The 12,698-nt window shown below is 71.6% G+C and carries 11 protein-coding genes; 7 read left to right on the top strand and 4 right to left on the bottom strand.

Annotation, left to right across the window (positions count from 1 at the left end; translation table 11 throughout):
* Positions 1-18: 18 nt before the first annotated feature.
* Complete coding sequence (locus IE252_RS01455) at positions 19-1,971, bottom strand: APC family permease (protein WP_190087357.1); 1,953 nt, start codon at positions 1,969-1,971, stop codon at positions 19-21.
* Between the two features lie 128 nt (positions 1,972-2,099).
* On the bottom strand, positions 2,100-2,942 hold the full coding sequence (locus IE252_RS01450) for a neocarzinostatin apoprotein domain-containing protein (RefSeq protein ID WP_190087356.1): 843 nt from the start codon (positions 2,940-2,942) through the stop codon (positions 2,100-2,102).
* Between the two features lie 363 nt (positions 2,943-3,305).
* Here IE252_RS01450 and IE252_RS01445 point away from each other — a divergent pair, with 363 nt between their 5' ends.
* The 4 genes from IE252_RS01445 (at position 3,306) to IE252_RS01430 (ending at position 7,227) form a co-directional block, all read left to right on the top strand.
* Positions 3,306-4,406 carry a phosphatidylinositol-specific phospholipase C domain-containing protein gene (locus tag IE252_RS01445; protein WP_229847827.1) on the top strand — a complete coding sequence of 367 codons (1,101 nt, stop codon included), beginning with the start codon at positions 3,306-3,308 and terminating at the stop codon, positions 4,404-4,406.
* Positions 4,407-4,494: 88 nt separating this feature from the next.
* Positions 4,495-5,319: a serine hydrolase domain-containing protein gene (locus IE252_RS01440; protein WP_190087355.1), complete on the top strand. Its 825-nt coding sequence runs from the start codon at positions 4,495-4,497 to the stop codon at positions 5,317-5,319.
* A gap of 86 nt (positions 5,320-5,405) precedes the next feature.
* A complete protein-coding gene (locus IE252_RS01435; RefSeq protein ID WP_190087354.1) occupies positions 5,406-6,320 on the top strand; it encodes an NAD-dependent epimerase/dehydratase family protein in 915 nt (304 codons plus the stop codon).
* A gap of 13 nt (positions 6,321-6,333) precedes the next feature.
* Complete coding sequence (locus IE252_RS01430; protein ID WP_190087353.1) at positions 6,334-7,227, top strand: RNA polymerase sigma-70 factor; 894 nt, start codon at positions 6,334-6,336, stop codon at positions 7,225-7,227.
* Between the two features lie 67 nt (positions 7,228-7,294).
* Here the strand turns inward: IE252_RS01430 and IE252_RS01425 are convergent, their stop codons facing one another.
* Both IE252_RS01425 and IE252_RS01420 read right to left on the bottom strand, forming a co-directional pair.
* The gene (locus IE252_RS01425) at positions 7,295-8,848 is read right to left on the bottom strand and encodes an MFS transporter (RefSeq protein WP_190087352.1); all 1,554 of its coding nucleotides are present in this window, start codon (positions 8,846-8,848) and stop codon (positions 7,295-7,297) included.
* Positions 8,849-8,937: 89 nt separating this feature from the next.
* A complete protein-coding gene (locus IE252_RS01420) occupies positions 8,938-9,501 on the bottom strand; it encodes a TetR/AcrR family transcriptional regulator (protein ID WP_190087351.1) in 564 nt (187 codons plus the stop codon).
* Between the two features lie 146 nt (positions 9,502-9,647).
* On the opposite strand from IE252_RS01420, the gene IE252_RS01415 reads away from it, so the two are divergent.
* The 3 genes from IE252_RS01415 (at position 9,648) to IE252_RS01405 (ending at position 12,476) form a co-directional block, all read left to right on the top strand.
* Complete coding sequence (locus IE252_RS01415) at positions 9,648-10,136, top strand: hypothetical protein (protein ID WP_190087350.1); 489 nt, start codon at positions 9,648-9,650, stop codon at positions 10,134-10,136.
* A 227-nt stretch (positions 10,137-10,363) separates the two neighbouring features.
* Positions 10,364-11,050: an SDR family oxidoreductase gene (locus IE252_RS01410; protein ID WP_190087349.1), complete on the top strand. Its 687-nt coding sequence runs from the start codon at positions 10,364-10,366 to the stop codon at positions 11,048-11,050.
* Positions 11,037-12,476 (top strand): MFS transporter, encoded by a 1,440-nt coding sequence (locus IE252_RS01405; protein ID WP_190087348.1) that lies wholly within the window; start codon positions 11,037-11,039, stop codon positions 12,474-12,476. The genes IE252_RS01410 and IE252_RS01405 overlap by 14 nt, the downstream gene beginning before the upstream one ends.
* Positions 12,477-12,698: the final 222 nt, after the last annotated feature.

The following is a 12,698-nucleotide window of genomic DNA, read 5'->3' as shown; positions in this document are numbered from 1 at the left end:
TCCTGGCGGGCCGGACACCTACGTGTCCGGCCCGCTCGGCGTCCGCGCCGCCGCCGTCTCCTGCGGGCGCGCCGACTGGAGCAGATACGGCACGTCGATGACGGCGACGCCCGGGGTGAACAGCAGCCTGGCCTTGAGCCGCAGCGCGTTCTGGTTGTGCAGCGGCTGCTCCCACCAGTGGCCCACGATGTACTCGGGGATGACCACGGAGACCATCGCGTCCGGGTCGGCCGCCGCCCGCTCCTGGACGTAGGCGATGAGGGGTCCGACCACTTCGCGGTACGGCGAGTGCAGGATCTTCAACGGGACGTCCAGGGCGTGCTCGCTCCACTGCTGCCGCAGCCGTTCGGCGTCCTCGTCGGCCGCGACGGTGAGCGCGGTCAGCGTGCTGGGCCGCAGCGCCTGCGCGAAGCCGATCGCCTTGAGAGTGGGAGCGTGCACCGAGGCGACGAGCACGAGCACATGGTGCCGTGCGGGCTTGCGCGGCCTCTCCGTCGACGACACGGCGACCTGCCGGGCCACCTGCTCGTAGTGCCGCCGCACCCCCTTCATCCCGAGAAACAGCACCGGCATCGCGATGATCACCAGCCAGGCGCCGTGGGTGAACTTGGTGATGAGCACGATGACGAGAACGAGACCGGTGAGGGCGGCGCCCACGGCGTTGATGGCGAGCGAGCGGTGGATCTTCCTCCGTCGCGCGGCCGCAGGTCCCGTGCTCAGCTCCTTGCGCCAGTGCCGGACCATGCCCGCCTGGGAGAGCGTGAAGGAGACGAAGACGCCGATGATGTAGAGCTGGATCAGCCGGGTCAGCTCGGCGTCGAAGGCGATGATCAGGGCGATGGCCGCGAGGGCGAGCAGCACGACGCCGTTGGAGTAGACGAGCCGGTCCCCCCGGTTGTAGAGCTGGCGCGGCGCGTACCGGTCCCGGGCGAGGATCGAGGCGAGCATCGGGAAGCCGTTGAAGGCGGTGTTGGCGGCGAGGACGAGGACGCCCGCGGTGAACGCCTGCACCAGGTAGAAGAGGACGTCGACGTGGCCGAAGGTGGCCCGGGCGATCTGGGCGAGCGCGGTCGAGGTGGCGGTGCCGGGCGGCAGGCCCAGCTCGGTCGGGTCCGCCGTCACGTGCACCTTGTAGACCAGGGCGAGCGTGGTGATGCCCACGAACATCGTGACGGACAGGATGCCCATCGCGGCCAGGGTCGCCGCCGCGTTGCGGCTCTTGGGCTTCTGGAAGGCGGGCACCCCGTTGCTGATCGCCTCCACGCCGGTCAGCGCCGTACAGCCGGAGGCGAACGCCCGCATCGCGAGCAGCACCAGGGCGATCCCGGTGTAGGTGCCCGCCTGGTGGATCGGCAGGTGCGCGGACTCAGCCCGGATGGTGGTGCCGGTGGCGAGGCGGATCCCGGCGATCAGGAACATCACGTAGATGACGGCGACGAAGCCGTAGGTGGGAATGGCGAAGATGCGGCCGGACTCGCGCACCCCGCGCAGGTTCAGCAGGGTCAGGACGGTGACGAAGCCGACGGACAGCGCCACTTGGTGGTCGTGGAGCGAGGGCACGGCGGAGGTGATGGCCGCGACCCCGGAGACCACCGACACGGCGACGGTGAGCACATAGTCGACGAGCAGGGCGCTCGCCGCGGTGAGGGCGGCGGTGGCGCCCAGGTTCTCGGCGCTCACCACATAGGCGCCGCCACCGCCGGGGTAGGCGTAGCAGGTCTGCCGGTAGGAGGCGACGACCACGACGAGCAGGAAGACGATCGCGGCCGCCGCGTACCAGGCCAGGTGCAGCAGCGTGACGCCGCCGAGCGCCAGGACGAGCAGGATCTCCTCGGTCGCGTACGCCACCGAGGAGAGCGGGTCGCTGCAGAAGATGGGCAGGGCCAGCCGCTTGGGCAGCAGCGTCTCACCGAGCCGCGAGGTGTCCAGCGGACGTCCGACCAGTACCTGTTTGGCATTGAACCTGCGCATTTGCGCATCATCGACGGGAGAGGGCCCGCCCGGCCGCATGACACGGCCGGGGATGGCCATCCGGGTGGGGACGAAGTGGAGCCGCCGCCTCCGTTCCCGGACGGCCGGGCCTGCAGGTCGGGGTGGCGTCAGTGCGCCACGGACGGCACCGGGGCGAAGCTGATCGGGGTGCGGACCGTCGAAGGACCGTGGTAGCGGGAGGCGAACGCGACCAGCTCGCAGTTGACCTCGCGGCAGTCGACCGTGCGCCCGTCGATCGTCGTGAAGGCGGCCGAGAGGGTGCTGTCCTGGTCGATCCGGCCCTGGTCGGTGGTCGCGGGCGGACGGCCGCCCGGGCGGCAGGCGAACGTGTCGGCCGCTCCGGCCAGGCACTCCAGGATCGGGATGTGGTACTGCGGCTCGTACCGCTGCCCACCGAGGTGGACGGACTGACCGTCCGTCAACCCGCCGTTCGGCGTGGCGCGCAGGGTCGGCGGCGCTTCGAGCGGGGCGAGCGGCAGGAAGCGCAGGGGGACCGTGGTGAGTACGGTGCCCGCGTTGTCGGTGAGCGCCAGCAGGCACCGGTTCGCGGCGGTGGCGGTCCGGCAGTCTGTCGCTCCGGCGGGGGTGTCCAGGCGCGCGTAGAGCTTCTTGGGCGAGAGCTGGTAGGTGCCGTCGGGGTAGACGCGGAACTGGCGCGCGGTGTTCTCGTCGCAGGCCGTGCCCCCGCCGGAGGTCGCCACGCACTGCTCGACCCAGACGTACTCCTTGGGCGGGCCGCCGGTGATCTGGAAACTGACGATGTCGCCGTCGCGGATGCCGGTGGTCCGGTCGACCTTGAGGGTGGGCCCGTCGGGAGCGGGGGCAGGGGCGGCCGAGCCGGGCTGCGCGCCGACGAGTGCGAGCGCGAGGGTGCCACAGGCCGCGGCCACGCCGAGGAGCGCGCGCCTGCGTCTGGAGCGTGATGCGGTACGGAATGTCGTACGGGTCATTGCCTCGGCCTCCCAGCCGGTTGAGGGACGTGCGGGTTGAGGTGCGGCGTTGATACGGGCGGCACGCCGCTCTGCCGTACAGGTGCTGCTCAGGGGAGCATCCTGCTGTGCGGATCACGGGGCGGCCAGAGCGTGTTTCGGTCGCCGGGGGCAACCGTGGCCGGAACGGCCGAAGAGGGCGCGGAGCCGACGCGGGCCGAGGGGAGCCGACGCGGAGCCGGGGGCGTCGCCCAACCCCCTTCCGCCGACGCTCGTTTCTGCGGGGACAACCGGAGTGCAGCTTCTGTTGCTTGTCATGACTTCGTCGATTCACACTCTCCTGTCACCGTCCGACGAGAGTCGTCCCCCCACAGGAGGTCCCCCGTGTCAGAGCCGCTGTCAGAACCGTTGCCCAGACGCCGCGTTCCCCGCCTGCGCACCGCGCTGGCCGGCGCCGTCGCCATCGGCCTGGCGCTCGTCGGCGCGGGCGGCGGCACCAGCGCCGCCTCCGCCGCCGGGTCCGAGGACCTGCCGCTGTCCGGCACCACCTCGTCGGGCCTGCACAACACCTATGACCCGGCCGCCTTCCCGTATCTGGCGCAGGCGCTCGACACCGGCACCTCCATGATCGAGCTCGATGTGTGGGACGACTTCATCACCAAGGAGTGGAAGGTCAGCCACTCCAACCCCCTCGGCAACAGCAACAACTGCGTCAACGCGAGCACGCCCGCACAGCTCTACTCCGGCAGCGCCAACAAGAACCTGGAGAGCTGCCTGGACGACGTAAGGGTCTGGCTCGCGGCCCACCCCGGGCACGCGCCGCTCATGATCAAGCTGGAGATGAAGGCCGGGTTCCAGTCCCGCTTCGGCCTCGGCCCGGCCCAGTTGGACCAGACGATCAGCGCCCACCTCGGGTCGGCCGTCTTCCGCCCGGCCGATCTGCTGGCCAAGCCGGGCGGCGGCCAGTACGCCACGCTCGACGAGGCGGCCACGGCCGGGAACTGGCCGACGCGCGCGCAGCTCGCCGGAAAGGTGATCCTGGAGATCATCCCGGGCACGGTCGAGGAGGGCAATCCGACCGACACCCTGTGGACGGACAAGGAGTACGCGACGTACCTCCGCGATCTGCACACCGCCGGGCGCACCGCCCAGGCCCAGATCTTCCCCACGGTCCACGGCGCCCAGTCGGGCGACCCCCGCACGCGCTACGCGGACGCCTCGCTGCGCCCGTGGTTCGTCCTGTTCGACGGTGACGCCGCCACGTATCTCAACGGCACCATCGACACCGCCTGGTACGACGCCCGCCACTATCTGCTGGTGATGACCGACGCCCACAACGTCGCACCGGCCCTGGACGGCAAGAACCCGCTCCCGGCCGACGCCCAGGCCCGTATCGCCCTGCTCGCCAAGTCCCACGCGACCATCGCCTCCAACGACTGGACCGCCCTTCCCCAGGTCCAGGGCCTGACGCTGCCCCGCGGCTGACGCCGGGCAGTCGTGCGCGGGCCCGCCCCACCTCCGTCGGGGCGGGCCCGCCGCACACCCGCTCACCCGCATCGGTGATCATGGAAGGGTGCGCCCCGTACCCCTCTGCATCCTCAGCAGCTCCGCCCCGCCGCGCGTGGAGCACGGCCATGACCCCGAACTGTTCGTCCAGATAGGTTCGTTGACCAAGCCCCTGACCGGCACCCTGCTGGTCCGCCTCGCCGTCGCGGGCGCGCTCGATCTCGACGATCCCCTCGAACGCTTCCTGCCCGCACCCGCGGGCACCGGCATCACCCTGCGACACCTGGCCACCCACACCTCCGGCCTGCCCCGGCTGCCTCCGGGCCTCAACCGCCGTGATCCATACGCCCCGTTCGACGCCGAGGCGCTCGACGCGCTCGTCCGCCGCCTCGACACCCTGACCACCGCAGAGCCGGGCAAGAACGAGGAGTACTCCAACTTCGGCTACGCGGTGCTGGGTTCGGCACTCGCGGCCGCGGGCGGCGCCCCGTACGAGCACCTGCTCAACGAGTACGTCCTCAGCCCGATCGACATCACGGACGTCACCTCCACCCCGGCGCCGGAGCGGCGCCTGGTCGCGCGGGGGCTCTTCGGCCGTCCCGTCAGGCCCTGGACGATGACCGGTGCGATCCTCCCGGCCGGGGGCCTGTGGGCCACCCCGGTCGCGGCCTCCCGGCTGGTCACCTCGCTGCTCGTGGAACGCCGGCTGGGCGAGCCCGCCCCGTCCTGGCAGCGGGCCGGGCGCCTGATCTGGCACAACGGGGCCACCAAGGACGCCTCCGTCTTCGCGGGCGCCCTGCCGGACGGCACCTGGGTCCTCGTCCACCGGCTCGGCGGCGATGCCGACGCCACGGACAAGATCGGCATCAACCACCTGAAGAGTGTGACGTAGGTCACCTTCTACGCTGTCACGTCCACGCTCCCCCGGTTGTCCCATGTACGTCACCACGGTGGAGACGCGAGGCGGAGGCAAGGGCGATGAGGATTCTGCTGGCAGGGGCGAGCGGGGTGCTGGGGCGGCGGGCCGTGCGGGAGCTGACGGCCGCGGGCCACGAGGTGGCCGGACTCGGGCGCGGCGCGTCCAACACCGTACGGGCCGACCTGCTGGACGGGGACGCGGTGCTGCGGGCGGTCGACGGGATGGCGTTCGACGTCGTCATCCACGCGGCCACCGCGCTCCAGGACACCTCCCTGATCCGCCACCAGGAGATGGCGGGCACCAACGCCCTGCGCGTGCGGGGCACGGCCCACCTGCTGGCCGCCGCCCGCGCCACCGGCGCCCGCCGGATCGTCCTGGAGAACATGATGTTCGGCTACGGATACGGCGACCACGGCGACCGGCCGCTCACCGAGGACGGCACCCCGTTCGGCCCGGCGGGGACCAACCCCTGGCTGGAGCAGCACGTCGGCGCGATGCGCGCCAAGGAGGAGCTGGCCTTCACCGCCGACGGGATCGACGCGGTCAGCCTGCGCTTCGGCCTCTTCTACGGCAAGGACGTCACCGACACGACGGTCCTCACCATGCTGCGCAAGCGCAAGATGCCGGTCGTCGCCGACCACGGCCGGGAGCTGGCGTGGGTGAACGTGGACGACGCGGGCCGCGCGGTCGCGGCCGCTGTCGAGCACGGCCGCCCCTCGCAGGCGTACAACATCGCGGACGACCTGCCGACCGGCTTCGGCAGCCATGTCCGCGCTGTCGCCGAGGCCTTCGGCACACCGGCTCCGCTGCGCATCCCGCTGTGGCTGCTCAAGCCCGCCCCGCTCGCCCACACCGTCATGGCGACCAACCTGCGCCTGGACAGCAGCAAGGCCAAGGCGGAGCTGGGCTGGAAGCCGAGCCAGGCCGACAGCGTCGAAGGCGTGCGCTCGCTTGCCCGCTCCCTGGGCGTCTGACAGCCTGACCGCCATGATCAGTACGACCGGCGAAGACGCTGCCCTCGACCCGTTCACCGAGCACCGGCGGCTGCTGTTCGCCACCGCCTACCGCATGCTCGGCAGCGTCAGCGACGCCGAGGACATCCTCCAGGACGCCTGGCTCAAGTGGTCCCAGACGGACCGGAGCGGGGTGCGGCACCCCAAGGCGTACCTCGTGCGCACGGTCACCAACCTGGCGCTCAACCGGCTCACTTCGGCCGCCGCCACCCGCGAGGCGTACGTCGGCCCCTGGCTGCCCGAACCCTGGCTCACCACCCCTGACATCGCCGAGGAGGCGGAGTTGGCCGACACCGTCTCCATGGCGATGCTGGTCGTCCTGGAAACCCTCAGCCCCGTCGAACGGGCCGTGTTCCTGCTGCGCGAGGTCTTCGGCTACAGCCACGCCGAGATCGCCGAGGTCCTCGAACGCCCCGAACCGACGATCCGTCAGATTGCCCACCGGGCGCGGGAGCACGTCCAGGCGCGCCGCCCCCGGTACGACACCGACGCGGAGCAGCGCTCCCAGGTCACCCGGCGTTTCATCGCCGCCTGCCAGGGCGGCGACCTCAACGCCATGATGGAGCTGCTCGCCCCCGATGTGACCGCCTGGTCGGACGGCGGCGGCAAGGTCACCGCCGCCCGCCGGCCCCTGCACACCGCCGACAACGTGGCGCGGTGGATGGTCGGCGTCCTCGCCAAGCCCCACCTCGAACCGCTGGAGATCCGGGCCGCGTCGCTCAACGGCGAGCAGGGCCTGCTCTTCAGCGTGGACGGCCAGCCGCTGGGCGCGCTCACCTTCGACCTGCTGGACGGACGCATCCACCAACTGCGCTTCCAGGTCAACCCCGACAAGATGGACGGCCTGCGCCCCGGCCACGGCGCCTGATCGGGGCGGGCGCGGGGCCGTGAGCAGGGGCACTGCGGGCCGGGGGCGAGGCAAGGGCCCGTACGCCTCAGTGCGCGTTCTCCGTCGGGCGCAGGTCCCTGGGTATCCACGCCCACACCATCGCGGCGGCGGCGAGTGCGAGGCCCGCGGCGACCAGGAAGGCCGGGGTGACGGCCGTGCTGTAGGCGTGCGAGACGGTGTCGAGCAGCGCCTTGCCGGCCGGGCCGCCTATCTCGTCGGCCACATGCGCCGCCTCACCGACGGAGTCACGCACCTTGTCGGACGCCTGTCCAGTCAGGTCGAACGAGGGCAGGTTGGCCGTGTAGAGGACGGTGGCGAGGCTGCCGAGGATGGCCACGCCCATGGCGGCGCCCAGTTCGTAGCAGGTCTCCTCGATCGCCGCCGCACCACCGACGTCGTCCGTGGGCGCGGCGGCCATGAGCGTCACGGACGCCACCGTGGTGGCCACGCCGACGCCGAGGCCGAGCACCGCGAGGGCGACGGCGAAGGCCGGGTAGCCCACCTCCGCGAACTGCTGGACGACCCAGGGCAGCGCGAGCCCCGCCGCCATCGCGACCAGTCCGGCGCCCATCACATGCCGGATGGGAAAGCGCTGCATCAGCGCGGGCGTGGTCATCGACGTGACGATCAGACCGAGCGGCGCGGGCAGCAGCCGCAGTCCGGCCTGCAGCGGTGTGTACCCCTGCGCGTACTGGAACCACTGCGTCACCAGGAAGAGCACCGCGCCCATGCCGACCATGCCCAGGAAGATGGCGGTGGCGGCGAGGCTGAAGGACCGGTTGGCGAAGAGCCGGACCTGGAGAAGGGGAACCTCCAAGCGGAGCTGACGGCGTACGAACACGGTCAAGGCAACTGCCGCGACGGCCAGCAGGATCCACGGCATCGGGTCGTCGACACCGCTCTTGCCGAGCTGCTTGATCCCGCCCGCGAGGGCGAGCATGCCGACGATCGACTGCCCCACGCCCCACCAGTCCCACTTGCCGCTGCGCGCGGAGCGCGACTCGGGCAGGAACCAGAGACCGAACCCGATCACCAGCGCGGCGATGGGAATGTTGAGCAGGAACGCCGACTGCCAGCCGTGGTCCTGGACGAGCAGACCGCCGAGGATCGGCCCGAGAGCCATACCGCCACCGAGAACGGCGGCCCACACGGCGTACGCGAACGCCCTCTCGCGCGCGTCCGTGAACACGTCCCGCAGGATCGACAGGGTGGACGGCATGATCGCGGCGCCGCCGACACCGAGCAGCGCCCGCGCGCCGATGACGTGCCAGGCCTCGGTGGCGAACACGGCCAGCAGCGAGGCGAACGCGAAGATCCCGAAGCCGACCAGGAGCAGGCGCTTGCGCCCCCAGCGGTCGCCGAGGCCACCGGCGGTGACGAGCAGGCCGGAGAGGGCCAGGGCGTAGACGTCGATGATCCAGAGCTGTTCGACCGAGCCGGGCTGGAGGTCGGCCACCAGCGACGGAAAGGCCACGTTGAGGATGGTGGTGTCCATCGCGATCAGCAGAAGGCTCCCGGAGAGGATCGTCAGGACGATCCAACGCCGGGGATCCAGGCGCTCGGTGAGGTCGGCGGCGGGCCGGGAGACAGGGGCGTACATGGGTGTTCCGTTCGAAGCGGTTTGCTCGGGGTCCGTAGGGGCTTGTGACGTGGTGCCCAGGCGGTACGAAGACGAAGAGGACGTTGCTGTCAGGACGGGGCGTCCGGCGGTTCCGCGCCGTGGCGGAACACGGTGCCGACCAGGCGGCGGATCTCGCGGTGTCCGAGGTGACCGTCGCGGACGCCCTCGGCGGCCGCGTCGAGCAGTCCCCACAGCATGTACCAGATCCAGTACGGCGGCAGGTCGCCGCGGAGGCGCCCGAGCCGCTGCCCGAGGGTCACGAAGCGCAGGGCGCGCTGGTCGTGCCGCTCCAGGCCGGCCCGGAAGACGGGATCCGCGAGGACGAGGCCGTCGTGGGCGGTGAAGCCGTACAGGTCCACGGCGGGCGCCAGGTCCGCGATCAGCCGTTCGAGTGAGGCGTCGAACGCCGCCGCGTCCGCGTCGTCGGGCAGGTCGGTGGCGGCCAGCCGTTCGTCGATGACGTCGATGGCCCGCGCCGCGACGGCTCTGATCAGCGCTTCCCGGGTCGGGTAGCGCCTGCTCAGCGTCGCGCGGCTGATGCCGATCCCGCTGGCGACCTGGACCAGCGAAGCACCGCGATTGTCCGCGAGTACCCGCGCTGCCGCGTCGAGCAGCGCTTCATCTTTCAGCATGACGATCCCTCCATGCCTCGAATGATACAAATCTGTCTCACATGGCGCAAACTTTACTCACCAAACCAGCCCCTACAGCCCTCGACCCCATTCACCCCGCAAGGTCGGCGACACTTACCCTCCCCGCCCCCGGAGAAGGGATTACGGTGACGCCTCCCCACGAGCGCGACGAGCGGCCCACGGCAGCGGCCTTCGAGGCGGCGACCGGCGATGGGCCCGCACCGACGGAACCGCCCGCCCAGCGGGAGGCGGCGGTACGGGTCGCCTTCGAGGGGCTGCGACAGATCCGGCGCCTGATGAACACCGGGCACCCCGATCCGCTCTCCATGCCCGCTACCTGGGAGCGGAACCAGATGGTGCGCGCGATCGCCCTGGCCCTGGAGGCCGCGGGCATTCCACCGTCGGCCGTGGACGCTGCCGGACAGCGAACCGCGACCGGCTACCGCGTGGGCCCGGCCGACCAGCCCGGAGTCGTCCGCGTGGAGTGGCTGGGCCCGGCCGGAAGTGGCGCCGCCCAGGAGGAACCGGAGGCACTGCGCCGCTGCGCGGACGCGCTGCGGCCGTTGGGCTGGGAGGCACTGGAATACCGGGGCGCGCGCCGCCACCGCTATCTGGAGGTCGAGGCGGCGCGCTGACACCCGCCACCGCACACCACTCCATCGACCGCCCCCTCAGTCGCCCTTCACTCTTCACGCTTCCCCCCGTTCCCCTCGCCCCCATCGACAGCACTCCGCGCACACCAACCCCCACCCATCCCCCGTCCATTTGAATATCCAACCCACTCCGCTATGGTGAGTCCAGATTTCCAACTAACCCGGCTCCGGACCGGACGTCCTTCCACGACTCCCGAAAGAAGACACGCATGCGCAACACCACGGCGCTCGTGACCGGCGCCAACCGAGGGCTGGGGCGCGCGTTCGCCCTCGCCCTGCTGGAGCGGGGTGCCAAAACGGTCTACGCGGCGGCGCGCGATCCGCGCACGGTGACCGACCCGGGTCTCACCCCGGTCGCGCTCGACATCACCGACCCCACCCAGGTCGCCGCGGCCGCCGAACTCTGCTCCGACACCTCCCTTCTCCTCAACAACGCGGGGATTCTGAGCGGCAGTTCCCTGATCGGTGCGGACTCACTCGAAGGGGCGAGGGCGGAGCTGGAGACCAATCTGTTCGGCACTCTCGCGATGTGCCGCGCCTTCGCCCCCGTACTCGCCCGCAACGGTGGCGGCGCCGTCGTCAACATGCTCTCCGTGCTGTCCTGGCACACCCTCCCGCAGATCGGTTCGTACGGTGTCTCCAAAGCGGCCGCCCTGTCGATGACCAACGCGATACGCGAAGAGCTGCGCCCACAGGGCACGTTGACCGTCGCCGTACACGCGGCCTTCATCGACACCGACATGGCGGCGGGCGTCGACCAGCCGAAGACGAGCCCCGTCGACGTCGCCCACCAGGTGCTCGACGCGGTCGAGGCGGGCCGCGAGGAAGTACTCGCCGACGAGATCACCCGCCAGGTCAAGGCCGCGCTGTCGGGGGTGCCGCATGCCGCGCGCTGAACCGCGTTCCAAGGGCAGCCCCGTGGCCGTCCTCGTGGCCGCCTGCCTCGGTCTGTTCACCGTCTTCCTCCAGACCACCCAGACCATCGGCACCCTCAGCGCCGTCCAGGACGACCTAGGCATCGCCCCCGCCGACCTGGTCTGGGTGCCCAGCATGTACACCCTCGTCGTCGCCTCCTTCGTCCTCGGCGCGGGCGCCCTCTCGGACCGTTGGGGCCGCAGAAAGATCTTCCTCGCCGGTGCCGTGGCGATGGGCGCGGGAGGACTGGTCCTGGTCCTCTCCTCCAACCTGCCTACGGTCCTGGTCGGCCAGGCCCTCGCGGGCCTCGGCGGGGCGCTGATCACCCCGAGCTCGCTCGCGCTGGTCAGCCACGCCTTCCCCGACCCGCGCCGCCGCGCCGGAGCCATCTCCGCCTGGGCCGCCACCTCGGGGCTCGGCCTGGCCATCGGCCCGGTCACCGCCGGGCTCGCCCTGCGCTGGTGGACCTGGCACGCGGCCTTCTGGCTGAACCTCGTACTCGGCGCCCTGGCCGTCCTCGTGGCGCTGACCCGGGTGGAGGAGTCACGCGTCCCCGGCGGCCGACCCGACTGGGCCGGCCAGGTGCTCGGCACGGCCGGACTCGCCCTGCTCATCTACTGGTTGATCGACGGCGGCCACCACGGCTACGCCTCCGCCCGCGCACTCTCCTCCCTCGCCGGAGCAGTCGTCCTCCTCGGCACCTTCGTCGCCGTCGAACTGCGCCGCGACCACCCCATGGTCGACCTGCGCCTGATGCGCGACCCGTCCTACAGCGCCTCCCTCCTGCTCGCGGCCACTGTCCTCTTCGGCTTCGTCGGGATCTCCTTGCTCCAGGTCCTGTGGCTCCAGCGGGTACGCGGACTGAGCGCCCTGGAGGTGGGCGTCCAACTCCTCGCGGAGTTCGGTACGTTCATCGCCGCCTCGGTGGTGGCAGGCATCCTCGTACGCAAGTGGGGCCCTCGCCCGCTGATCATCGCGGGGCTCCTCCTGGCCGCCCTCGGTGCGGCGCTGTTCGCCACCGTCGAGCCGGGCGACACCTTCACCGGGTACGCCGCCGCCCTCGTCGTCTTCGGCCTCGGCTGCGGACTGGCCAACGCGCCCTCTACCGCACTCGGCGTCAGCCATGTGCCGCGCGGCCGCGAGGGCGAGGCGAGCGGCACGGTCAACGCCGCCCGCCAGGTCGGCGCGGTCCTGGGCACCAGCATCCTGGGCACCCTGATGACCTCCCACTTCACGGACCGCCTGGCAGCGGGCGCCAAGAACCCTGGCGCGGCCTTCACGGACGCGGTGGGCTACGCCGCGTGGACCGGTGCGACCGTACTCGTCGCCGGAACCCTGACAGGCGTCGCCCTGCTGGCCCTCGCGGGCCGCCGAGCAGGCGTGGCGGCGTACGAGGTGGCCCGCTAACACCTACCGAGGGCAGGTCGGGCTGGGGCCGAGGCGGAGCCGACGGCTCGGGAGGGCCCGCCGGAGCGCGATCCTGTCCATGGTGCGGTGTATGGCGTCGCTGCTGTCCACGGTGTATCGCGTCGCGGTCAACCGCCTCGGCCTCGCCGGTCCGGCCCGGCCCGGCCGCGAGAGGATCCGGTCGGCAGCGGCCCCCGGCTACGGGCAACTGCCGACTGGCGT

The sequence above is a fragment of the Streptomyces melanogenes genome, from assembly GCF_014649795.1.
In the GTDB taxonomy this organism is placed as follows: Bacteria; Actinomycetota; Actinomycetes; order Streptomycetales; family Streptomycetaceae; genus Streptomyces; species Streptomyces noboritoensis.
This window is presented reverse-complemented; position numbering and strand designations above follow the sequence as displayed.